The following is a 26,450-nucleotide window of genomic DNA, read 5'->3' on the forward strand; positions in this document are numbered from 1 at the left end:
GCTCCTTTTCCTGTCCAGGAAGGGGGGCGCTTTTTTTTATGCAAAAGATAGGAAAGCAAATCACCTGACTTGAGGGGGCAAGATCATGAACCGGTATCTAGAGACAAGAGCAGGAGACATCATCACCGTCTATCCGCAGAAGCATCCCTCCATTGTGAAACAGATCCGCAAGGAGTTTGTGTCTGATGACGCCACCCTCCTTCGCGTATGGGCAGAAGGCAGCCGTGATCGCGAGGAACTGGATGAACTCCTCTGTCGTCTGCTCGGGGCGCACCTGCGCGAACTGGGACTGCATCCGTCCAAGAACCCGGCTCGCGGATTGACCGACTTATATAACAAGTGGTCCGAAGAAAGCCTCGCCCTCTTGACCCGTTATGGCCATCTCAGCTTCGACGCGTCGTCGGAAACGCTCTGGCAGGAGTGGGAGGCGAGAAAGTCGCGCTGGCTGGAAAAAGCGGAACTCAAGGCGCAGGTCGTGCTGGTCGAGACGACGATGCGTGCACTGCCGGACATTCTGACGGGCAAGCGGGCGGCGACGGACATCCTGTTCCCTGATGCCTCGATGAAGCTGGTGGAAGGTGTGTATAAAAACAACGTGATCTCCGACGGCTTCAACGAAGTGCTGGCCGACACGGTGGTTCTCTACCTGCAGGAGCGTTTGAAAAACGAGCCGGCGGCGCGCATCCGCATCTTGGAGATTGGAGCAGGAACCGGCGGGACGAGCGCGATGGTGTTTGACAAGCTACAACCTTATCAGCAGCACGTCGAAGAATATTGCTACACGGACATCTCCAAGGCGTTTTTGCTCCATGCCGAACGGGAGTATGCTCCGAAGGCTCCCTATCTGACCTATCGAGTGTTCAATGTGGAGGGGCCGATCGCTGGGCAGGGACTGGACGCGGGGGCGTATGACCTCGTGTTGGCGACCAACTGCCTACATGCCACCAAGAACATTCGCCAGACCTTACGCAATGCCAAGGCTGTTTTAGCAAAAAACGGTCTGTTGCTGCTCAATGAGATGAGCCGCAATTCGGTGTTCACGCACCTGACCTTTGGCCTGCTCGATGGATGGTGGCGGTATGAGGATGCGGAGCTGCGCATGCCGGGTTGCCCGGGCTTGTCTCCGGAGGCCTGGTCCTCGGTGCTGAAAGCGGAAGGACTCCGTGCGGTCGATCATCTAACGCAAAAGGCGCACGATCTCGGCCAGCAGATCATCGTGGCGGAAAGCGACGGGGTGGTGCGACAGAAACAGGGGAAAGGGCCGACGGTGGTCTCCACCACAGCGAAGTCGCCGAAAACGGAGATCCCCGTTGTGTCGAGAGAAGCGGGCGAGGCTCCGGCCTCCGAGGTGACGGAAGCGCGGATCGAGGAGCGGGTGAAGGAGGCGATTAAGGACCAGCTCGTCTCCTCGTTAAAAGTGGATCGGGAACGGATTGATTCCGACAAGTCGTTTGCCGACTACGGTCTGGATTCGATCACGGGTGTTCATCTGGTGCAGGCGCTGAACGACAAGCTGCCGGTCGGGTTGAAGACGACGAACCTGTTCGATTACAGCTCGGTCAACCAACTCGCTTCCTACATGCTCCGGCAATACAAAGAAGCGCTTGCTACAGCGTTCGCTCCCGCCAAGCCTCAAACATCGGCGACGACCTCAGCGACTGTAATCGCAAATGACCCTGCAAGTGCAAATACAATTACATCGGCAGCAACATTGGTGCAAACGGCAAGCGCTCAAGCTGACGTTCAGCAAGGCGCTCGAGAAAGTGCTCGAGAAGGCGGTCGAGACGATGCGGGGAAAAAGATCTCCGAACAAGGCGGAGATCTTGATGTGATTGCGATCATCGGCATGAGCGGGCGTTTTCCGAAGTCGGGGGACTTGGGCGAGCTGTGGGAGCATCTGGCGAACGGAGACGATCTCGTTGGCCCGGTGACGCGATGGGATCTTCGCTCTTATCATGCGGAGGGAGCACGCTTTTGCAACGAAGGCGGCTTCCTCGATGACATCGACCGCTTCGATCCGCTGTTCTTCCACATCTCGGGTGTTGAAGCGGCGTACATGGACCCACAGCAGCGCATTTTCCTCGAAGAGTCTTGGAAAGCGCTCGAAGTGGCCGGTTATGCCGGCGACGCGATCAAAGGAGCCTCCTGCGGGGTGTATGTCGGGATCAACGGAGGCGACTACCAGCAGTCGATGGTTGAACAGGCACCGGCACAAGCGATGTGGGGCAACGCCGCCTCTGTGATTCCGGCGCGCATCTCGTATTTCCTAGACCTTCAAGGCCCAGCGGTCACGGTCGACACGGCTTGTTCGAGTTCGCTCGTCTCCATCCACTTAGCTTGCCAAGGGTTGCGGTCGAAGGAGACGAACATGGCGCTGGCCGGCGGCGTTTTCATCCAGAGCACGCCTCGTTTCTACTTGACGGCAGAGCGTGCGAGCATGCTCTCAGCGACAGGGCGCTGTCACACGTTCGATGACCAGGCGAACGGATTCGTGCCGGGAGAAGGCGTGGGGGTCGTCGTCCTCAAACGACTGAAAGACGCGCTCGCCGACCGAGATCATATCTATGGCGTGATTCGAGGCTCAGCGCTCAACCAGGACGGCACGACGAACGGAATAACTGCTCCCAGCGCCAATTCGCAAGAGCGTCTGGAGCGCGAAGTCTATGAGACGCATGGGATCAACCCGGAGCAGATTCAACTGGTCGAAGCGCACGGCACCGGAACGAAGCTCGGCGATCCGATCGAGTTCGACGCCTTGACCCGCGCCTTCCGCGCCTACACGGATCGCAAGGAATACTGCGCGATCGGTTCGATCAAAACGAACATCGGACACGCAGCAGCGGCGGCCGGGGTCGCCGGGGTGCTCAAGATCCTGCTCGCGCTTGAACACAAGCAACTGCCGCCCTCGCTTCATTTTGATGCGTGGAATGCAAACATCGAGCATCAAGGCAGCCCGTTCTATGTGAACACCAAGCTGCGGGACTGGAGCATCGAGCCGGGGAGCAAGCGCCGCGCAGCGATCAGCGCCTTCGGGTTCAGCGGCACCAACGCGCATATGGTGATCGAGGAAGCACCGCAGACCGTTCGGACGCCGATTGACAGAGCTGGGCATCTGATCGTGCTGTCCGCTCGCACCGCCGAACAGCTTCGCAAGCAGGTGCAGAATCTGATCGCCTGCTGCGAGCAGGAACCGAATGCGGACTGCGGCAACATCAGCTACACCTTGCTCGTCGGGCGCAGGCATCTGCCTCACCGCTTGGCCTGCGTGGTGCGCGATGTGCCGGAACTGGTCAAGTCGCTGCAAAAATGGCTGGAGACGGGAAATGTCGCCGGTGTGCATCACGGCGAATTGCTTGAGAACGAACTTCGGGAACAGCCATCGCTCAAACGCTACGGCAACCAGTGCATCGAAAACAGTCGCCATGCTGCCCAAGGGGCAGACCTGCTCGAACAGCTCGCGGCCGTGGCCGATCTGTATGCACAAGGCTATGCGCTGGAGTACGGACGCCTGTTTGAAGGGCTGCCCTATGCGCGTATCCCGCTGTCGACATATCCGTTTGCCAAGGAGCGGTATTGGAAGCCGGAGGATTCGGCGCACTCTGTCGCGAAGGTGGGCGGCACGAACTCCCGCACGCTACATCCGTTGCTGCACGAAAACATTTCGGTGCTAGAAGAGCAGCGCTATGCGTCTGTTTTTACAGGAAAAGAGTTCTTCCTTGCCGATCATGTGATCAACGGACAGCGGATTCTGCCGGGCGTGGCCCATCTCGAAATGGTCCGTGCAGCTCTTGAGCTGGCGGCAGGAGCGAGCGAAGAAGGCAGCCCATGGCGCTTGCAGCATGTGGGCTTCGCAAGCCCGATCCTCGCAGGGAACGAGCCCGTTGAGGTTCAGGTCGGGCTGCGGCAGGAAGAGGCCGAAGTGATTTCTTTTGAAGTCAGAGACGGGCGGGGAGCTGTCGTACACAGCCAAGGCCGGGCGAGACGCTTGGGTAAGGCAGATGCACCTGTCGTCGATCTCGCCACTCTGCAGACGGCCTGCTCGCAGAACCGAATCAGCGCTTCCGAGCTGTACGAGCTCTTCCGCCAAGCCGGGCTGGACTACGGGCCGGCTCACCAAGGGATCGAGATCCTGTCGATCGGAACGGGGCAGGTGCTGGCGAAGTTGTCGCTGCCCGATTGCGTGGCTGACACAGAGAGCCGCTACGTTCTGCACCCGAGCCTCATGGACGCGGCGCTGCAGGCCGCGATCGGCCTGATGCTCGGCACTGCGTCATTCAAACCGCTTGTGCCCTTCGCGTTGGAGGAAGTCGAGATCTACGGCCCGTGCACACCCTCAATGTGGGCCGTGGTGCGCCGCAGCGAAGGCAGCACAGGAGAAGACAAGGTGCAAAAGTTCGATGTGGACGCGTGTGACGAAAATGGTCAGGTGCGCGTGCGCTTGAAAGGTTACAGCTCGCGCATGCTGGAAGAGGGAGCAGGGGGGCGCACGCAGGGAACGCACTTGCTGCAGCCGAGCTGGAAGCAGCAGGTCATCGCGCAGAAGACGGCCCTTCGTGCCCTGTCGCAGCATTTGGTGCTGCTCTGCGAGCTAACGGCACCTCTCGTGCTCGGCGGACAGGTCGTGGTGCTGCAGTCGGATCGTCAGGACATCGCCGAGCGCTACCAAGCGTATGCGGTGCGCGTGTTCGAAGAGATTCAGACCCTTCTGCGCAGCAGGCCACAGGGCAAGGCGCTGGTGCAAGTCGTGGTGCCTGCCGACGGAGAAGGTCAGGTCTTCAGTGGCCTTGCCGGACTGCTTCGCACCGCTCGCCGCGAGAACCCGAACCTGATCGCGCAGTTGATCGAGGTCGAGGACACGGCAGGATTGGAACACAAGCTTTTGGAAAATCGCCATTCCCTGCAAGATGACCGCATCCGCTACCGATACGGGCAGCGCTGGGTCGCTTCTTGGGATGTGGCGGAAGTCTCGCAGCAGGCGTTCCACACCCCGTGGCGAGATGGCGGCGTCTACCTTCTGACTGGCGGTGCGGGAGGACTCGGCCTGATTTTTGCCAAAGAGATCGCAAGCCAAGTCAAGGCTCCGCGACTCATCCTCACCGGCCGCTCCCCCTTAGGCCTACAGCTGCAAGCGGCTCTGCAGGAGTTGAAGGACCTCGGCGCACACATCGAGTACCAACAGGTCGATGTGACGCGGGAAGAGGCGGTCGCTGGACTGTTTGAAGGGATCCGGGCACGCTATGGCACCCTCCAAGGCATCCTGCACGGAGCGGGCGTGATCCGCGACAACTTCATCATCCGCAAGACCGGGCAGCAGATGCAGGAGGTGCTGGCTCCCAAAGTGAGCGGATTGGTCCACCTCGACCGTTCGAGCATCGGGCTGCCGCTGGACTTCTTCGTGCTGTTCTCCGCTGTGGCTGGCTGCCTAGGAAATCCGGGGCAGGCCGATTATGCGGCGGCCAACGGATTCTTGGATGCTTATGCTGCCGAGCGCAATCGTCTGGTCGCTCGCGGGCAACGCCAAGGCCGCACGCTTGCGATCGACTGGCCGCTCTGGCAAGACGGCGGAATGCAGGTGGATGCAGAGACGGAGCAATGGATGAGAGAGCATACAGGGATGATCCCGCTGGAGAGCCGGAACGGGATTCGTGCTCTCTATCAGGGCTTGTCCATCGGGTGCGATCAGGTGATGGTGGTGCAAGGCGACCTCGCCCGGATCACGGAGAAGCTGCACCCGCTGTTCCCTGACCCTGCTGTCCGCCCGGTTCACAGCGTGGTTGACCATGTGCAAGCGAGAGTGCTGCAGATCGCCTCGGACTTGCTGCAGGTCAGGTCTGATGAACTGGATGCTGAGGCTGAGTGGCTAGACTACGGGATCGATGCGTTTCTGATGAATGAGCTGGCCGATCGTCTCAACGAGGAGTTCGGCCAGGATCTGACGCCTGGCACCTTCTCGGAACTGCCGACGATCCAGCAGGTGATCGACCTGCTGACAGGCGAGACCGACAAGCAGGTTCCCGCAGCTCCGATCCCGACTGCCAAGGAAGAGGCGGTTCTGGCGAGCACAGCAGCCGATTTTTTCAAAAAGCAGCTGTCCTCCGTCCTGGGAGTTCCGGCTGAGAGCATCGAAGCGTCTGCGCCGCTGGAAGTGTACGGCATCGACTCGATCATGGTGATGCAGCTGACCCGTCAATTGGAAAAAACGTTCGGTGCGTTGCCGAAGACGCTGTTCTTCGAGTACCAGAACATTCGCGATCTGACCGGGTACTTTTTGAAAAATCACCGTGCCCATCTGATCGACCTGCTCGGGGTCGAGGAGCGATCGGCAGAGCCTGCATCTGTTTCGGTGGCAGCGCCTGTGCGGAAGGTCGTCGCGCCGGTTCGCGCGGTGGCCAAGGAGCCGACCAAACAGAGCAGCCCTCTCGATATCGCGATCATCGGCCTGTCAGGGCGCTACCCGCAGGCGGACGATCTGGAGGCATTCTGGAAAAACTTGCGCGAGGGTCGGGACTCGATCACCGAGATTCCAAAGGAGCGCTGGGATCACAGCCCGTATTATGACCCGGATCGTAGCAAGCATGGCAAGACGTACAGCAAGTGGGGCGGGTTCGTGCGCGATGTCGACAAATTCGACCCGCTGTTCTTCAATATCGCACCTCGGGAAGCTGAGATCATGGACCCGCAAGAGCGCCTGTTCCTGCAGTCCGTGTATGAGGCGCTGGAAGATGCGGGCTACACCCGCGACACGCTCGTGTCAGGCGGGGAATCGGGCGAGGAGCGCAATGTCGGGGTCTACGTCGGGGTGATGTACTCAGAGTATCAGCTGTACGGAGCGGAGGAGACGCTGCGGGGCCGTCCGATGTCCTTGTCGGGCAACCCGTCGTCGATCGCCAACCGCGTGTCCTATTTCTTCAACTTGCACGGCCCGAGCCTAGCGGTCGATACGATGTGCTCCTCGTCGCTCACGGCGATTCATCTGGCCTGCCAGAGTCTGGAGCAAGGCGACTGCGAGCTGGCCGTGGCCGGCGGGGTCAACCTGTCCTTGCATCCGAACAAGTACTTGATGCTGGGCCAAGCCAAGTTCGCGTCGAGCAAAGGGCGCTGTGAGAGCTTTGGTGAAGGGGGCGACGGATACGTGCCGGGTGAAGGAGTCGGCGCTGTACTGCTAAAACCGCTCGACAAGGCGTTAGAGGACGGCGACCAGATCTACGGCGTGATCAAGGGGACGGCGGTCAATCACGGGGGCAAGACCAACGGCTACTCCGTTCCGAATCCGAATCTGCAAGCTCGCGTGATCGGACGCGCGTTCAAAAAGGCCGGCATTCACCCGCGCTCCCTCTCTTACTTGGAAGCGCACGGCACGGGAACGGCGCTCGGCGACCCGATCGAGATCGCCGGATTGATGAGAGTCTTCCAAGAAGACACGGCAGACACGCAATTCTGCGCGATCGGATCAGTCAAATCCAACATCGGCCACTGCGAGAGTGCGGCTGGCATCGCAGGCCTGACCAAAGTGCTGCTGCAGATGAAGCATCGCCAGCTGGTGCCGTCTCTGCACGCAGACGTGCTGAACCCGAACATCGACTTTGGTCGGACGCCGTTCGTCGTGCAGCGGGAACTGGCGGAGTGGAAGCGCCCGCTGCTGGAGGTGGACGGCGAGCTGCGCGAGGTTCCGCGCATCGCTGGCATCTCCTCGTTCGGAGCGGGAGGTTCCAATGCGCATCTTGTGATCGAGGAGCATTTGCCGGAGGTGGCATCGCGAGCGGCTGCCCGTATCGAGCAGAACCGTCCGGCTCTGCTCGTGCTGTCCGCCAAAGACGAGCAGCGTCTGTACGAGCAGGTGCTGCGCCTGCAGTCGGCGATCGACAGACAGGTCGTGACGGATGATACGCTCGCCGATGCGGCCTATACCTTGCAGGTGGGGCGCGAAGTGATGGAAGAACGGCTCGCCGTGGTGGCAACCTCAGCACAGGACCTGCAGCAGAAGCTGTCCGCCTATCTGCAAGGCCGTCCGACGCTTGGCGCGGTCTTCCGCGGTCAGGTCAAAGGGGCGACGGACAGCTCGCTGTCGTTCGCGGCGGATCAAGATCTGCAGGAGCTCGTGACGAAATGGTGGGAGAGCGGCCAGCTTGCCAAGCTGGCTGACCTCTGGGTCAAGGGCCTGCGTGTGGAGTACGGTTCTTTGTATGGCACGCAGAGACCGCGCCGCCTCTCGCTACCGACCTATCCGTTTGCCCGTGAGAGATGCTGGGCGGTGGAGGGGCTGAATTTTGACGAAGGGTTCTATGAGCAGATTCTGGACGAGATGGTGGACGAAGAGATCACCCTCGAAGAAGCCCTTCTGAAAATCAGCAGCGTCCTGATCCCGAATTGATCTCTTGACTAAATGAATGTTGCGAGATTAGTATTAGGTATAAGAAGGTAAATGGTAGTATGATTGAAACAAACTCCTTATTTGCTTTCCAATCGATGTTGCGGCGCGTTGGCGGGCGTAAGGGGCACATCCAGTTGCATCGTGTCGTGTGCATTTGGGCAGATGACATGGGAAGAGTATGTCCGCATGACATATTTTCATAGCAGAACCTAAGAAAAGGGAGGAGCGATCCTCCCTTTTTTCTATTTTATGAGAGAAATTGTGAAAAGGAACGCCGAACGCGAGGAGGTACATATGAAAGATTTCCTGCAGCAACTATTGTCTGAAGTGAAACACAATCGTTTGTCCAAATCCAAAGCGATAGATATGATTCGAGATGCACAGGCGGCAAGCAGAAACGAGTCCGTTTCTGAGCCGGCTTCTGAATTGTTGACCTATGAAGAAGTCTGGAAGGAGGAAAAGGCGGCCGAGGGAACGCCGCTTCGTGCGAGCAAGTTGATCTGCTTCCTGACAGAGCCGGAGCATCAGCAAGCGGTCGAGGAAGCGGTGCAGGCTGTCGATGATCGCGCACAGGTTGCGTTCGTCACCAGCGGGGAGAGACTTCAGGACGTGCTCGGCGACGGACGGCAGGACTGGCAAGAGGTGGACGCCGTACTGTATCTCAGTCCGCTGGAGGATGCGATCTGCCGTCAGGACCCGGCTGCGCTCGTTCCTCTTGTCCAAGATCTGGCGAAGTCGAACGTGAAGGCCAAGCGACTGATGCTCCTCGGTTCTTATGCCAACGAATGGGAGCGTTGTCATCTGGAGTCGTGGATCGCGCTGACCCGCTCGCTACGGCTCGTGCTGTCACAGACGCAGGCGGCCATGTTCATTCAAGAGGGAGAGGTCTCGTTCGCTGCGTGCCTGCCGAAGATTTTGACGGAACTGCAAGCGCCGTCGCTCTCCAGCGTTCTCTACCGATCCGGCAAGCGCTATGTATGCGCCGTGCAGCCGACCGACTTGCAAGCGGGCGACTTGAAGGTGAGAGCAGGGGGCACTTATCTGATCACCGGAGGATGCGGCGGGCTTGGGTATTTATTTTCCGAATATTTCGCCAAAAAAGGTCCGGTCAAGCTGATTCTGACTGGACGCTCTGCGCTTGATGATGAGAAGCTGGCCAAGCTCCATGCTCTGGAACAGCTGGGCAGCCAAGTCCTGTATGTGAAAGCGGATGTCTGCGAGGCGGATGCGATGCGGGAAGGGCTTGCTCAAGCATGTGAGCAGTTTGGCGCGATTCATGGCGTTGTGCATGCGGCGGGTGTCACGAGCGACCGGAGCATTCTTGAGAAAGATGCGGAGAGTTTCAAGCGCATCCTCGACCCGAAAATCAGGGGCACCCAAGTGCTTGACGAGCTGCTCGCAGACGAAGAGGCGTTGGAGTTCGTCTGCTATTTCTCGTCGTCTTCTGCGGTCCTCGGCGACTTTGGTTCGGGTGACTATGCGCTGGCGAACCGGTTCCAGATGGCCTATGCAGCCATGCGAAACGAACAGGGGCGTCCCGGTAAGACGCTGGTGATCAACTGGCCGCTCTGGAGAGACGGAGGCATGGGGCTGGAAGATGAGGAGAGCGCTAAGATCTATCTGAAAACGAGCGGTCAGCGCTTCTTGGAAGTGGAAGAAGGGCTGGCGATGTTCGACCTCCTTCTCTCGCAGGGGCGGACGCAGCATCTGGTCATGGCCGGAGAGCGCCGTCGAATCGAGCACTTCCTCGGCCTGTCGCAGCCGGAGTCTTCGAAGGCTCCGACCTCGCAAGCGGGCCTCTCTTCCGGTTCCGGAAGACGTCCAGAAATGAAGGGATTCACGGTGGCACAATGCTTGACGTGGGATTTGCAAGAACTGATCGGCGGAATTCTAAAGGTCTCGCGGGACAAGTTGGACGTGGGGACGAACCTGGCCGATTTTGGATTTGAGTCGGTCAGCTTGACCGAGCTGGCCGCTGCGATGACGAAGCATTTTGGCGTGGAGATCTCCCCGGCGGTGTTTTTCGGGCATTCGACGATTCAGGCGCTGGTCTCGCATCTGGAGAGCGAGCATGGAGAAGTCGTGCGCGCCTTCTACGCGACGGAGCGGTTGCAGCCTGAGCGTGTGGAGAAACAGCCGGAAGCGTCTCTTGAGGACACTATTGCGGAAACGGCGGCGACCGAAACCTCGGGAGCGGGGCCGGAGCCGATTGCGATCATCGGGATGAGCGGTCGCTTCCCGCAGGCGCGAAACATCGACGAACTGTGGGACATCCTCGCCGAAGGACGGGATGCGGTCACCGAGATTCCGGAAGACCGCTATGACTGGCGGGAGTATTATGGCGATCGCAGTCGCAGCAAATGGCTGGGTGCGATCCCGGGCGTGCGGGAGTTCGATCCGTTGTTCTTTGAGATCTCGCCGCTGGAAGCCGAAGCGATGGACCCGAAACAGCGCCTGCTCCTACAAGAGGCATGGAGGGCGCTGGAAGATGCAGGATTGGGCAAGCGACATCTGAACGGGAACAAGATCGGCATGTTCGTCGGTGTGGAAGAAGGCGACTATCAGATGCTGTCTCAAGGCGAGGACACCAGCATCACGTCGAACCATAACGCGATTCTTGCGGCGCGCCTGCCGTATTTCCTGAACTTTAGCGGCCCGGTGATGGCGATCAATACCGCCTGCTCCTCCGGGTTGGTGGCAGCCCATCAGGCCTGCTTGAGCCTGCGAAATGGGGAGTGTGACGCGGCGGTGGTCGCCGGCGTTAACTTGCTGCTGACGCCGGCCGCTTACCTAGGCATGACGGAGGCCGGCATGCTGTCGGAGGATGGCAAATGTAAGGCATTTGATAACGAGGCGAACGGTTTGGTGCCGGGGGAAGCCGTGGCAGTGGTCGTGCTCAAGCGGCTCTCGCAAGCACTGGCGGACGGAGACCCGGTCTACGCGGTCATCCAAGGAAGCGGCGTGAACTATGACGGCAAGACGAACGGCATCACGGCGCCAAGCACCGTCGCACAGGCGAATCTCGTACACGATGTGTACGAGCAGCACGAGGTAGACCCGGAAGAGATCGACTACATTGTGACGCATGGCACCGGGACGAAGCTCGGGGACCCGGTCGAGGTTCATGCGCTGCAGGACGTCTTCAAGCGCCGCACGCAAAAGCGCGGGTATTGTGCGCTGACTTCGACCAAGACCAATCTGGGCCACACGTTTGCGGCGTCAGGTTTGGTCAACCTGATCAGCTTGGTTCAGGCGATGCGGCATGAGACCATCCCGGCCAGCCTGCATTGCGAGACGGAGAACGAGTACATCCGTTGGGAGAACAGTGCCTTTTATGTGAATAAGACGAGCAAGCCGTGGACGAAGCGGGCGGGCGCTGGCCGTGTGGGAGCGTTGAGCTCGTTCGGCATGAGTGGCACCAACTCGCACATGGTCGTCCGCAGTTTTGAAAAGGGTGGGAATACTGGTCCTCAGGACTCGCATTACCTGCTCGCATTTTCAGCGAAAACGGACGAGGCGCTGCAAGAGAAACTGCAAGACATGATCGCGATGCTGGAGACCGAATCGGGCGCGGCAGGCAGTCTCGCGCAGATCAGCTACACCTTGCTGGAGGGACGTCAGCATTTTGAGCATCGTCTGGCGGTCGTGGTGCAGGATGCGCAGGAGATGCTGCGCGTTCTGAAACAGGCCCGGGAAGGTGTGCAAGATGCCAAAGTGTTCCGCGGCAAGGTGGCGCGTGAGAAGGCCGGAGAGCCGGCCCTGCAGGAGCAGGCGTTGGAGCTGGCAGGGAAGAGCCGCGAATTGGCGACGAATCCTACGGCCTATCAGGAGCACCTTCGTACACTTGCCAGTCTGTATTGCCAAGGCGGCGAGATCGTGGGAGACGCGCTGTTCGGTGTAGAAAGACCTACGCGCACGAACCTGCCGACCTATCCGTTCGCTCGGGAAGAATACTGGGTTGCACAGAAGGCGGAGGTCAGCGCTCTTCCGACCACGTCGCTGTTGCATCCGCTGGTTCATCGGAACACGTCTGATTTTGCGGAACAGCGCTTTTCCTCAACGTTCACGGGAGCGGAGTTCTTCTTGGTAGATCATGTGGTCAAGGGACAGAAGGTGCTGCCAGGCGTGGCCTATCTGGAGATGGCCCGCAAGGCGGTCGAGCAGGCGGCTGGCCTGAAGGATGTTCGCCTGCGCAATGTGGTCTGGGCGCGGCCGATCCTCGTCGGTGAAGAACCTGTCGAGGTGCACATCACCCTCTTCCCGGAGGCGGGCGGAGAGGTTGGATATGAAGTCTACACCCTGCAAGAAGGGGAGGAGATGGTGCACAGCCAAGGACGCGCGGTGCGGAATGCTCCGGCGGAAGAAGCGCCGAAGTGGGACCTGAAGGAACTGCAAGCATCTTTCGTGCAGGGACAGTACGGGGCAGCGGACTGCTATGAATTTTTCCGTGCGATGGGTATGGAGTACGGGCCAGCCTATCAAGGCATCGAGCAGGTGCAGGTGGGCGAAGGTCGCGTGTTGGCCGGATTGAGGCTGCCGTCCGTCGTCACCGACTCTCTGGCCGACTACCTTCTGCATCCGAGCCTTGCAGATGCGGCCTTGCAATCGGCCGTCGGGTTCCTGATCGGGCAAGAGATCTTCAAGCCGGCACTGCCGTTTGCGCTGCAGGAGCTAGATGTCTTCGGACCGTGTGAAGCCGAGATGTGGGCGCTCGTTCGATATAGCGCGGGCAGCCGGCTGGATGACAAGGTGCAAAAGCTCGATGTCGACCTCTGCGACAAGGAAGGAAGCGTTCGCATCCGTCTGAAAGGGTATACCTCCCGCGTGCTGGAAGCTGGAGCGGTTGCGGAAGACGAGAAGGCCGTTGTGCCGGAGAAGCTCGTGGAATCGAGCCGGGAAGAGGTAGCTGCTGCGAGTGCGGACCCCTTGCAGGAGAGAGCAATCGCGTATCTCAAAGAGCAGGTGTCCACCGTTTTGAAATGGCCGGTGAGCCGCCTTGATGCAGATGCGCCGCTCGAACAGTACGGGATTGATTCCATGTTGGTGATGAAGCTGACCAACCAGTTAGAAAAAACATTTGGTTCTCTGCCCAAGACGCTCTTTTTTGAGTACCAGAACCTTCGAGACCTGGCTGGGTACTTCCTCGACTCGCATCGAGCGCAACTGGTGTGGCTGACAGGGGGCGAGGAACCGGCGCAAGACGCCACGCCGGCCCGCAAGCCTGCGGTCAAGGAGACGCCGGAACGGACGGCGCTCGTCAGCCGTCGACGCCAGCGGTTCGCTTCGATGGCGCATGTACAAGAAGAGGGAGCGAACGGCGGGCTGGACGTCGCGATCATCGGCGTTTCCGGACGCTATCCTGGGGCGCGCAACCTTCAGGAATTCTGGGGCAATCTGCGGGACGGCGAGGATTCGATCACGGAGATTCCTCAAGAACGCTGGGATCATAGCCTCTATTTTGACCCGGACAAAAACAAGGCGGGCAAGACGAACAGCAAATGGGGCGGATTTATTGACGGCGTGGATCAATTCGATCCGCTGTTCTTCAACATCTCCCCGCGCGAGGCGGAGCTTATGGACCCGCAAGAGCGATTGTTCATGCAGACCGTTTATGAAGCGATGGAAGACGCCGGTTATACCCGCGAGACGCTCGCCAAGCAGCGCGGACGGGGGCTTGACGGCAACGTTGGGGTCTATGTCGGCGTGATGTACGAAGAGTATCAGCTGTACGGCGCACAGGAGACGCTGCTTGGCCGCCCGATCGCGCTGGCGGGAAGTCCGGCTTCGATCGCCAACAGGGTGTCGTACTTCTTCAACCTGCACGGGCCGAGCCTTGCCGTCGATACGATGTGTTCATCTTCGCTGACGGCGATTCATCTGGCCTGCCAGAGCTTGCAACAAGGCGGTTGCGAGCTGGCGATCGCCGGCGGTGTCAACGTCTCGATTCATCCGAATAAGTACATTTTGCTTGGCCAAGGCAAGTTCGCGTCGAGCAAAGGGCGATGCGAGAGTTTTGGCGAAGGGGGCGACGGGTACGTGCCGGGCGAAGGCGTGGGCGCGGTGCTGCTCAAGCCTTTGTCCAAAGCGATGGAAGACGGCGATCAGATCTACGGCGTGATCAAGGCAACGGCCATCAACCACGGGGGCAAAACCAACGGGTATACCGTCCCGAACCCGAATGCGCAGGCGAATGTGATCGAGCAGGCACTGCGGCAGGCGGGACTTGACCCGAGCATGGTCTCCTACATCGAAGCGCACGGTACCGGTACCTCGCTTGGCGATCCGATCGAGATCGCAGGCTTGACCAAGGCCTTCCAGGCCACGGCAAACGCCAAACTGAAATCCTGTGCCATCGGCTCGGCCAAGTCGAACATCGGTCACTGCGAGAGCGCAGCGGGCATCGCCGGCGTTACGAAGGTGTTGCTGCAGATGAAGCATCGCCAACTCGCGCCTTCGCTGCATGCCAAGGTGCTCAACCCGAACATCGACTTTGACACGACTCCGTTCGTCGTGCAACAGGAGCTGGCGGAGTGGAAGCGTCCGCTGGTGGAGATCGGCGGTCAGGTTCGCGAAGTGCCGCGCATCGCCGGCATCTCGTCGTTCGGGGCGGGCGGTTCCAACGCGCATGTGATGATCGAGGAGTACGTTCCGGCAGAGGCGCTGCGCACGCCTGTCGAGGTGTCGCCGCAGAATCCGGTGCTGCTCGTGCTGTCGGCCAAAAATGAACAGCGCCTGCGTCAACTGGCGGAGAACCTGCTCGCCGCACTGCAGGAGGGACGATTCGCCGACCAAGATCTCGCGGACATGGCCTATACCTTGCAGGTGGGACGAGAAGCGATGGAAGAGCGTCTCGCCGTAGTTGCGGGCTCGGTGCAGCACCTGGTTCGCAAGCTGGAGGCGTTTATCAGCGGACAGGAAGAGATCAGTAAACTGTTCCGAGGGCAGGTCAAAGGCAACCGAGACACCTTCTCGCTCTTCGCCGCAGATGAAGAGCTACAGGAAGCGATTGAAAAATGGATTCAGCGCCGCAAGCTGTCCAAGCTGGCCGACCTGTGGGTCAAGGGCCTGGCGCTCGATTGGAGCAAGCTGTGGGGCGAGGAATTGCCGCGTCGCATCAGCCTGCCGACCTATCCGTTTGCTAAACAGCGTTGCTGGGCACCGCAGCTTGAGCGTCCGTCCGTCGTTCGGGCAGGCTTGACGACGGACGCGCTTCATCCGCTTTTGCATCGGAACAAGTCCGATTTTTCCGAACAGAGATACAGCACGAGCTTGACGGGGCAGGAGTTTTTCCTCGCCGATCATGTGGTGAAGGGACAGCGCGTTCTGCCGGGCGTCGCCTATCTGGAGATGGCGCGCGCCGCAGTCGAACTGGCGGCCGGAGCTCCCGACGAGGACACGCAATTCCTTCGTCTGCAAAATGTGGTCTGGACGCACCCTGTCACAGTTGGCGAGCGGCCTGTCGAGGTACACATCGGACTGTGCGAAGAGGAAGACGGTACGATCTCCTACGAGATCTTCAGCGGCGTTGATGCGAACATACACAGCCAAGGGCGTGCTGTCGTGATGGGCAAGAAACGGCTGGAGCAGTTGCCTGTTGAGGAGTTGAAGGCAGCTTGCCGCACGCGTGAGATCAGCGCGTCGGAGTGCTATGAGAGCTTTGCTGCGATGGGCTTGGAGTATGGTCCGGCGCAGCGTGCACTCGATCTGTTGCAGGTCGGTGACGGGCAGATTCTGGCTCGTTTGACACTACCGTCGAGCGTGATGGGAACCGATTCGCAATACGTCCTGCACCCGAGCCTGATGGATGCGGCCTTGCAGGCGGCGATCGGGTTCCAGCTCGGCGTGGCACCGCTGAAGCCGGCGCTTCCGTTTACGTTGCAGGAGCTTGACATCTATGCTCCTTGCACGTCTTCGATGTGGGCACAGGTTCGCTACAGCGAGGGGTGCAAGCAGGGGGATAGCGTGCAGAAGCTCGACATTCGCCTTTGTGACGAGCAAGGCAACGTGTGTGCGCACATGAAGGGCTTTTCCTCTCGCGTGCTGGAAAATCAGGCCGACTCGGAGGCGTTCGAAACGCTCATGCTGGCACCGCATTGGACGGAACAGCCACACGAACAGCAAGGGGCGACGACCTATGCGGATCATCTCGTGCTGTCCTGCGAGTTCGAAGCTGACGTGCCAGGGGCGCGCTGCCTGACGTTGCAAGCGGATGAGAGAGACATCGAGGTGCGTTTTGAAGCGTATGCGATGCAGGCGTTGGAGGAGATTCAGCGCATCTTGCAAGGCAAGCCCAAGGACAAGGTGCTGGTGCAGATCGTCGTGCCGGCCCATGCGGAACAACTTCTGCTCGCCGGGCTGTCAGGTCTGCTGAAAACCGCCCAGATGGAAAATCCGAACTTGATCGGGCAGCTGATCGAAGTCGATGAGCTCGAAGCGTTTGAGGAGAAGCTGCTGGCAGATCGTAACAGCGGGAAGGAAGACCGCATTCGATATCAGGGAAGCTCGCGACAAGTGGCGGGCTGGCGCGAAGTTCGCGCATCCGCAGATGCCCTTTTGACACCGTGGAAAGAGGGCGGCATCTATCTCCTCACCGGCGGTGCAGGCGGTCTTGGACTGGTGTTTGCCAAGGAGATCGCCACACAGGCGCCGGGTGCAACGCTGGTGCTCACAGGTCGATCCGTGCTTGGCGAGCTTCAACGAGAGGCGTTGTCCGAACTGGAGTCTCTGGGGGCGTGCGTGGTGTACAAGCAGGTGGATGTAACCGATCGAGCGGCAGTCGAGAAGCTGTTTGCAGAGCTGCGGGCGGATCATGGTACCCTGAACGGCATCTTGCACAGCGCCGGGGTGATCCGAGACAGCTTCATCATCAAGAAAACAGCGGCCGAACTGTCGCAAGTGCTGGCACCGAAAGTGCGCGGGCTTGTGAACCTCGATGTCGCCAGCCAAGACATGGCCTTGGACTTCTTTGTCTTGTTCTCTTCGCTGTCCGGCGGCCTTGGCAATCCGGGGCAGGCCGACTATGCGGCGGCTAATGCGTTCATGGATCAGTACGCGGCGCATCGCAACAGACGGGTGGCCACCGGGGATCGGCTTGGGCGGACGCTGTCGATCAACTGGCCGCTCTGGAAAGAGGGCGGCATGCATGTCGATCCGGAAACCGAGAAGATGATGATACAGAGCCTCGGCATGATCCCACTGCGCACGAAGAGCGGACTTCGCGCCTTCTATGAAGGCTTGGCATCGGGTCAGGACCAAGTGCTGGTGATCGAAGGAAAAGTGGAGCGCATCAAGAAGAAACTGCTGCCGTCCTCTGTCCCCGTCTCGCCGTCCTCTGTCGCTGTCGATGACAAGGCGGACAGCATGAACCTGCGAGAGCGCGTGCTGGGCCTGCTGACTCAGACGGTTTCCCGTCTCCTCAAGGTCAATGCAGAAGAGCTGGAGGCGGATGCAGAGCTGAGCGAGTACGGTTTTGATTCGATCACGTTGACCGAGTTTGCCAACGATCTAAACGAGGCGTACAAGCTGGACCTGATGCCGACGATCTTCTTTGAGCATCCGACGCTGCATGAGTTTGCCGGTTATTTGGCCGACGAATTCCGAGATGTGTTCGCCTCGCGCTTGACGGCTCCTTCCTCCCCGGCTGCCTCCGTACAAGTGGAAACGGCACGAGCGGAAGTCGCAGCGCCCCTGCTGCAAGAAGCGACTTCGACCCGGGCGACGAGACAAAAGCGCCGCCCGCGTACCGCTGTGGTGCAACAGGCACAATCGGCGGTGACCGAGCCGATCGCCGTCGTGGGGATGAGCGGGGCTTTCCCGCAATCCCGCGACATGCAGGAGTTCTGGCACAACCTCGTGGAAGGCATCGACTGCATCTCCGAGATTCCTCCAGAACGCTGGGATTGGAGAGCCTATTTTGGCGACCCGAAGACGGAAGCCAACAAAACGAACATCAAGTGGGGCGGCTTCCTCGACGAGACCGACAAGTTCGATTCGCTCTTCTTCGGTATCTCGCCGCTTGAAGCCAAGCTGATGGACCCTCAGCAGCGCCTTTTGATGACCTATGTCTGGAAGGCAATCGAGGATGCGGGCTATTCGGCACAGAGCCTGTCGGGCAGCAAGACGGGGATTTTCGTCGGAACGGGAAGCAGCGGGTACAGCGGACTGATCACGCAGGCGAACTTCCCGATTGAAGGGTACTCGTCCACGGGCGTCGTGCCGTCGGTCGGACCGAACCGCATGAGCTATGCCCTGAACCTTCACGGCCCGAGCGAGCCGGTGGAGACCGCTTGTTCAAGTTCGCTGGTCGCCATCCACCGCGCCGTCAGCGCGATGCAGAACGGCGACTGCGACATGGCGGTCGTCGGCGGTGTGAACACGATCGTAACCCCGGAGGCGCACATCAGCTTCAACAAGGCCGGCATGCTAACTGAAGACGGACGCTGCAAGACGTTCTCGGACGCGGCGAACGGCTATGTGCGCGGCGAAGGGGTCGGCATGCTCGTTTTGAAAAAGCTGTCGGTTGCCGAGCGCGACGGAGATCATATCTACGGATTGATTCGCTCGACGGCGGTCAACCACGGGGGACGCGCGAACTCGCTGACGGCTCCCAATCCGAAGGCCCAAGCAGACCTGCTGATCAACGCTTACGACAAAGCCGGTATCGACCCGCGGACCGTCACCTACATCGAGGCGCACGGAACGGGCACCGAATTGGGCGACCCGATTGAGATCAACGGATTGAAGAGCGCGTTCCAAGAGTTGTACAGAAGAACAGGGACGCAAGAGGTCGAGAGTGTTCACTGCGGGCTGGGCTCGGTGAAAACGAACATCGGCCACCTTGAACTCGCGGCCGGCATCGCAGGTGTGATCAAAGTGCTGCTGCAGCTCCGTCACCGGACGCTGGCACCTACGCTGCACTGCGAAACGGTCAATCCCTACATCCAACTGGAGGGCAGCCCGTTCTATCTCGTGCGGGAGGCGAAGCGATGGGAGGCTCTGCACGACGCAGCCGGCCAAGACCTGCCGCGCCGTGCAGGCGTCAGTTCCTTCGGGTTCGGCGGTGTCAACGCGCATGTCGTGATCGAGGAGTATCTGCCGAAGGAGCAGCCGAGATCGAAGACGGAGACCTCCACCGAGAACCCGGTCGTCATCGCGCTGTCAGCCAAGAATGAACAGCGCCTGCAGGAGCAGGTGCGGCAACTGTGCAACGCCATCGTCGCGCAGGAGTTTGCCGATGGAGACCTCGCATCCATCGCCTACACGCTGCAAGTTGGGCGTGATGCGATGGAAGAGCGCCTGGCGCTGGTCGTCACGTCGGTTGAAGAGATGGAGCGCAGATTGCAGGCGTTCTTGCAAGGGCAGACCGGGCTGAACGGTGTCTGGCGAGGACAGGTCAAGCGCGGCAAGGCGAGCTCGGCCGAAGCGGCCGCTCATCCAGAATCGCGAGGCGCGGAGCAAATCGCCGAACTCTGGGTGAATGGCCAGTTTTTTGACTGGAACCGACTCTACGGCGAGAACCGACCGCGCCGTCTCAGCCTGCCGACCTATCCGTTCGCGAAGGAGCGCCACTGGATTTCGCAACCGCAGGATGCCTATGAAGCGCTGCTGTTTGAACCGATCTGGACCGAGCAAGCGGTGGTTCCGCAATTTTCACCACCGTCTTTCGCGCAGCATCTTGTGCTGCTCTGCGAGGTCGAGGCGAAGCTCGATTCGTTGCAGTATCGCAACCTGCAAGCCAGCTCCGCTGCGCTTGAAGAACGTTTCCAAGCGTATGCGGCACAGGTGTTTACGGAGATTCAGACCCTTCTGCAGAACAAGCCGAAGGGCAAGGTGCTGATGCAGATCGCCGTGCCGTCACAGGCGGATTCGCAGCTGTTCACCGCGCTGTCCGGCCTGTTGCGAACGGCGCAGTTGGAGAACCCGTACTTCATCGGGCAAATGATCGAAGTGGAGTCGGGCGCAGGGCTTGAAGCAAGACTGCAAGAGAACCTGCACGCCCTGCAAGACGACCATGTCCGCTATCAAAACGGTAAGCGTCTTGTTGCCGGGTGGCGCGAAGTGGAGATCGACCAAGAGCGCGCCCCGGTTCCGTGGCGTTCAGGAGGCATCTACCTGCTTACGGGCGGCGCCGGCGGGATCGGGATGATCGTCGCCGAGGAGATCGCACGGCAGGCCGCCAACCCGACCCTGATTCTCGCGGGTCGATCCCCGCTGTCGGACGCTGGTCAGGCCCGTCTGCGGAAACTACGGGGCATGGGCGCATACGTGGAATATCGACAAGTCGACGTGAGCTCTGCTCCTGAGGTGACACGCCTGATCGAAGGCATCTGTGAAAAATACGGCACCCTACACGGCATCTTGCATGGTGCGGGCGTCAACCGGGATCAGTTCATTTACAAGAAAACACAAGAGGAGCTGGCCGAGGTGCTGGCTCCCAAGGTTGCAGGTCTGGTGCATCTGGATGCGGCCAGCAAAGACCTAAACCTCGACTTTTTCGTGCTCTTCTCCTCCGTCGCAGCCGTCTTCGGCAATCTCGGACAGGCCGACTACGCGACGGCGAACGCATTCCTGGATGCCTTTGCGAACTCTCGCGGCGGACGCATCTTGTCCATCAACTGGCCGCTCTGGCAAGAGGGCGGAATGCGCGTTGACGAAGAGACAGAAAAGCTGCTGCTGCAACGCATGGGGATGATCCCTCTGCGAACTCAAACCGGGTTGCAGGCCTTGTATCGCGGTCTGGCAATCGGCAAAGATCAGGTGATGGTGTTGGAAGGCAAACGTGCACAAATCAAGCAGACTTTGTACTCTGAACCGGTTCACGCAACGTCCGCTTCCTCGACGGCGGTCCTGCCGCCGCTGGAAGCAGCCCTGCTGCACATGGTTTCCGAGTTGCTCAACGTGAAGGGGAACGAGATCGATCTGGATGCCCAACTGACGGAATACGGCTTCGATCCGTACCTGCTCAGCCAACTGGCGCAGAATATCAACCGTCAATACGGGCTGGAACTCACGCCGGCTTCGCTCTATGAGACCACGCTTCGTCAAGTGGCAGAACGCATCGAGGCACGCGCAGCCAAAGCCGAAGCCGCAGAGGTCGTCACGCCTGCCAAGGAGCAAGACGCCGCACTGCGCGCCAAGACCTTGCATGCGCTAAAAGTTCTCTTCAGCGAGACCACCGACATCCGTGCGAACCAGTTGGATGCCGAAGAGCCGCTGGAGAGCTACGGGATCGATTCGCTGATGATCTCCAAGCTCAACCAGAAGCTCGCCGTGATCTTTGGCGATCTGTCCAAGACGCTCTTCTTTGAATATCGCACGCTGGGCGCGCTGGCCGACTATTTTGTCGAGGAAGAACGGACGGCCTGCCAGCGGTGGACGGGGTATGAAGCACCCGTCGCGGATGCATCTGTTGCACAACCGCCGGCAAGACCGGTCGAACGGATCGCGTCTATAGCGCCATTGCCGTCGAAAACGAACGAGCGCGAACCGATTGCGATCATCGGGATCTCCGGCTGCTATCCCAAGTCGCCTTCGCTACAGCACTATTGGGAGAATCTAAAAGCGGGCCAAGACTGCATCTCCGAGGTTCCGAGCGAACGCTGGTCGCTGGATGATTTTTACCATCCGAATCAAGACGAAGCAATGAGACAAGGCAAAAGCTACAGCAAATGGGGCGGTTTTGTAGATGGTTTCGCAGACTTCGATCCGCAGTTCTTCAACCTCTCGCCCCGAGAGACGATCAACATCGACCCGCAGGAGCGCCTCTTCTTGGAAGAGAGCTGGAAGGCGCTGGAGGATGCCGGATATACCAAGGAGCGCATTGCGGACCAGCACGAAGGCCGCGTCGGGGTGTTTGTCGGCGTGACCAAAACCGGCTTTGAGCTGTATGGGCCGGATTTGTGGAAGCAAGGGGAGAAGATCTTCCCGCGTACGTCTTTTGCTTCCGTTGCGAACCGCGTGTCGTATTTCCTCAACCTCAAAGGGCCGAGCATGCCGGTGGATACGATGTGTTCCTCTTCGCTGAGCGCGATTCATGAGGCTTGCGAGCACTTGTATCGTGGGGACTGCGAGATGGCGCTCGCGGGCGGGGTAAACCTGTACCTGCATCCTTCCACCTACGTGTTCCTCAGTGCGCAGCGCATGCTCTCGACGGACGGGCAGTGCAAGAGCTTCGGGCTGAACGGCAACGGATTCGTGCCGGGCGAAGGTGTGGGTGCAGTATTGCTCAAGCCGTTGTCGCAAGCGCTCGCGGACGGCGACCAAATTCATGCGCTGATCCGAGCCTCCCGCGTGAACCACGGCGGCAAGACCAACGGGTACACCGTGCCCAACCCGACTGCGCAAGGCGACCTGATCTTCGAGACGTTGGAGCGGGCCGGACTCAACGCGCGCCAAGTCAGCTACATCGAAGCGCACGGCACGGGCACAGAGCTCGGCGATCCAATCGAGATCTCCGGGCTGACACAAGCTTTCCGACGCCATACGAAGGACACCGGATTCTGCGCGATCGGCTCGGTGAAGTCAAACATCGGACATCTGGAAGCGGCAGCCGGCATCGCGGGACTTGCGAAGATCGTCATGCAGATGAAGCATGGCCAACTTGCGCCGAGCCTGCATGCGCAAGAGTTGAACCCGAACATTCTGTTTGGGAAAACGCCGTTTGTGGTGCAGCAGGAGCTGACCGACTGGAAGCGTCCGGTGGTAGAGATCGACGGCAAAGAACAGGAAGGTCCGCGCATCGCAGGCCTGTCCTCGTTTGGTGCAGGGGGTGCCAATGCGCACATCCTTATCGAAGAGTACAGACCTGAGCAAGCGTCTAGGACGCAGGCGCGGGTCACGCCGCAGAACCCGGCTGTGATCGTGCTGTCGGCTCGCCAGGAAGAGCAGCTTCGCCAACAGGCTCTGCAGCTGCTGGCAGCGGTCGAGGACGGGCGAATCACGGAGGCCAATATGTCCGATGCGGCCTACACGCTGCAGGTGGGACGCGAGCCGATGGAAGAGCGGCTGGCGCTGGTCGTTGGCTCTCTGCAAGAGATGACTGATAAGCTGAAGCGCTATGCAGCTGGCGAGACGGGCGTAGAAGACCTGTATCGCGGGCAATTCAGACGTAACAATGAGGATCTGATGCTGTTTGCCGCCGATGAAGACATGGCGCTGACGATTGAAGCCTGGATTGCAAAGCGCAAGTTCGGCAAAATCCTTTCCTTGTGGGTCAAGGGATTGACCTTAGATTGGAAAAAGCTGCATGGTGCACACCAGCCCCGCCTAGTCAGTCTCCCGTCGTACCCGTTCGCCAAACAACGCATCTGGCTCCCGGCGATCCGTGTAGCACCGGCGACACCGACAGTACCGGTAGCACCGGTAGCTCCAGTCGCACTGGAGGGCGAACTCAAGCCGATCGGACCGGCTAAAGCGTCGTCGAACCGTTCCGGCAGATCGAACGAGATCGCGCTGCAGCCGCTGTCGGCTGTCCGCGAGCCGTCCTCGGAACGGTCAGCACTCCGTCGACCGATCCAACTGTCACCTGTAGGTCAAGCGACGACGGCACCGGCCCCTGTGGAGATCAAAGTGGCGGTGCCTGCACCGTCTGTTCCGGCATCCATCCCGGCGGAGTCTTTGCAAAAAGAGCTGCAAACGACCCTGGCCGAAGCACTGTTCTTGCAGCCGAGCGACGTCGACGTGAACAAGGCATTCGTGGACATGGGGCTGGACTCCATCGTCGGTGTGGAATGGGTTCGCGTGATCAATCAACAGTACGGAACGGACATCCCGGCGACCAAAGTCTATGACTACCCGACCATCCGCGAGTTTGCCGGCTACATCGCAAACGTGTTGAGCAAAAACGCACCAAGAGCGGTAACGGCACCAGCGCCGACGCCTGTACCAACGCCTGTACCAACGCCTGTACCAACGCCTGTACCGCAAATCGAAGCTCCCAAGGCGGCTCCTTCTGTCTCGGTGGCCACCCTGCACGAAGAATTGCGAGCAAGTCTCGCAGACGCGTTGTTCCTACAAGTGGCCGACATCGACCTCGACAAAAAGTTCGTGGACATGGGGCTGGATTCCATCGTCGGAGTGGAATGGATTCGCGTGATCAACCAGCAGTACGGAACGGACATCCCGGCGACCAAAGTCTATGACTACCCGACCGTCCGCGAATTGGCCACCTATCTGTCAAAATCCTTGAAGGTGCAGCCAAGCGAACCTAGCCAGCCAGAGATCAAAACGGCGAGTCCGATCCCCAGTGCCCCGTCCGCAGAGGCGTTGCAAGAAGAACTGCGCACCAGTCTCGCAGACGCGCTGTTCCTGCAGGCAAGCGACATCGACCTCGACAGGAAGTTCGTCGACATGGGCCTGGACTCCATCGTCGGAGTGGAATGGATTCGCGTAATCAACCAGCAATATGGCACGGACATCCCTGCGACCAAAGTCTACGACTACCCGACCCTTCGCGAATTCGCCGCCTACTTGAGAAAGCAGCTGCACAAGCATCCGATCGCGGAACAGTCGGCAACGGAGCTCTCCGTAGACGATCTGCTCTTGCAGGTGTATGAAGGGAATCTCGACAGCGAACAAGCCGATCAATTGCTTCAGCAGTTCAAAATCAAGGAGGAAGTAAAATGACCAAACAAGAGATCTTTGAAGTCGTCATCCGCAATACCCGTGAAGTGCTCCCGGAGCTGGAAGGCCACACCTTCCAGCCGACGGACCAACTAGCCAATCTTGGCGCGAATTCGGTGGATCGCGCGGAGATCGTCATGATAACCATCGAAGAGCTGGACCTGAAAATCCCGCGCGTCGAGCTGTCCACGGCGAAAAACATCGGTGAACTGGTCGAGGTCCTTTATGGCAAGCTCCAGACCGCCTGAGTTGCTCATCACGGGCCTTGGCGTCACCTCGGCCATCGGGCAGGGCAAGTCGGATTTTACCTCCGCTCTGCTGGCAGGTCGCCATGCGTTCGGCGTGATGCAACGCCCGGGCAGACAAAAAGGAACCTCCTTCCTCGGAGCGGAGGTTCCTTCCTTGTCCCTTCCGGAGCGTTTTACCAAACGGCTGTTGCGCACGCTCTCTTTTTCCGGGCAAGTGGCGCTGGGCACCTTGCATGAGGCGTGGGACGAAGCGGAGCTCAGCACGGTCGACCCGTCCCGCATCGGCCTTGTGGTAGGCGGCTCCAACCTGCAGCAGCGTGAACTGCTGCAAACGCATGAATCCTACGGGGACCAGCTCGACTTTCTGCGTCCGACCTACGGACTCTCTTTTCTGGACAGCGACCTGAGCGGCCTGTGTACCGAACAGTTCGGCATACGCGGGTTCGGCTACACGATCGGCGGGGCTTCGGCCAGCGGACAGTTGGCGGTCTTGCAGGCCGCTGAAGCGGTTCGTTCGGGACAAGTGGATGTCTGCCTCGCGATGGGAGGCTTGATGGATCTGTCTTACATGGAGCTTCAAGGATTACGGGCACTCGGCGCGATGGGAAGCGATCGCTATGCGGACGACCCACCTCGGGCATGCCGTCCGTTTGACCAGGGACGCGACGGGTTCATTTACGGGGAAGGATGCGGCGTCATCGTGATCGAACGGGCCGAACATGCGATCCAACGGCAGGTCCGACCCTACGCGAGCGTGGTCGGCTGGGGATTGGCGATGGATGCCAACCGCAACCCGAACCCCTCGTGCAAGGGGGAGGTTCGAGTAATTCGACAAGCGCTGGAACGAGCGGGCCTGTCACCCGAGGAGATCGACTACATCAACCCGCATGGAACGGGATCGGGGATCGGCGATGAGACCGAATTGCAGGCTCTGCGCGAATGCGGGCTGCTTGCGGCGCGCATCAACGCCACCAAGTCGATCACGGGCCACGGGCTGACGGCGGCCGGCGCTGTGGAGATCGTCGCCACGCTGCTGCAAATGAGAGCGTCTCAGCTGCATCCAACCCGCAACTTGGAGAACCCGATGGACGTCGAGTTTAACTGGGTACGTGGAGAAGCGGAGCCGCATGACATGCACAGAGCCCTGAGCCTGAGCATGGGATTTGGCGGCGTTAACACCGCCATCTGTTTACAACGAGTATGAGGAGGAC

General features: G+C 59.8%; 4 protein-coding genes. All 4 read left to right on the forward strand.

The window, feature by feature from the left end:
• Positions 1-85 precede the first annotated feature (85 nt).
• The 4 genes from E8L90_RS31080 (at position 86) to E8L90_RS07460 (ending at position 26,443) form a co-directional block, all read left to right on the forward strand.
• A complete protein-coding gene (locus E8L90_RS31080) occupies positions 86-8,371 on the forward strand; it encodes an SDR family NAD(P)-dependent oxidoreductase (protein ID WP_137028648.1) in 8,286 nt (2,761 codons plus the stop codon).
• 294 nt (positions 8,372-8,665) lie between these two features.
• A complete protein-coding gene (locus E8L90_RS30435; protein WP_162309064.1) occupies positions 8,666-24,994 on the forward strand; it encodes an SDR family NAD(P)-dependent oxidoreductase in 16,329 nt (5,442 codons plus the stop codon).
• Positions 24,991-25,239 carry an acyl carrier protein gene (locus E8L90_RS07455; RefSeq protein WP_137028650.1) on the forward strand — a complete coding sequence of 83 codons (249 nt, stop codon included), beginning with the start codon at positions 24,991-24,993 and terminating at the stop codon, positions 25,237-25,239. The genes E8L90_RS30435 and E8L90_RS07455 overlap by 4 nt, the downstream gene beginning before the upstream one ends.
• Positions 25,217-26,443, forward strand: a complete 1,227-nt coding sequence (locus tag E8L90_RS07460; RefSeq protein ID WP_137028651.1) for a beta-ketoacyl synthase N-terminal-like domain-containing protein — start codon at positions 25,217-25,219, stop codon at positions 26,441-26,443. Before E8L90_RS07455 ends, E8L90_RS07460 begins: the two co-directional genes overlap by 23 nt.
• Positions 26,444-26,450 lie beyond the last annotated feature (7 nt).

It is taken from the genome of Brevibacillus antibioticus, from assembly GCF_005217615.1.
GTDB lineage: Bacteria > Bacillota > Bacilli > Brevibacillales > Brevibacillaceae > Brevibacillus > Brevibacillus antibioticus.

Coding starts and splice junctions, on each gene's coding strand:
- E8L90_RS07460 (WP_137028651.1), top strand. CDS start 25,217: ATGGCAAGCTCCAGACCGCCTGAGTTGCTCATCACGGGCCTTGGCGTC.
- E8L90_RS31080 (WP_137028648.1), top strand. CDS start 86: ATGAACCGGTATCTAGAGACAAGAGCAGGAGACATCATCACCGTCTAT.
- E8L90_RS07455 (WP_137028650.1), top strand. CDS start 24,991: ATGACCAAACAAGAGATCTTTGAAGTCGTCATCCGCAATACCCGTGAA.
- E8L90_RS30435 (WP_162309064.1), top strand. CDS start 8,666: ATGAAAGATTTCCTGCAGCAACTATTGTCTGAAGTGAAACACAATCGT.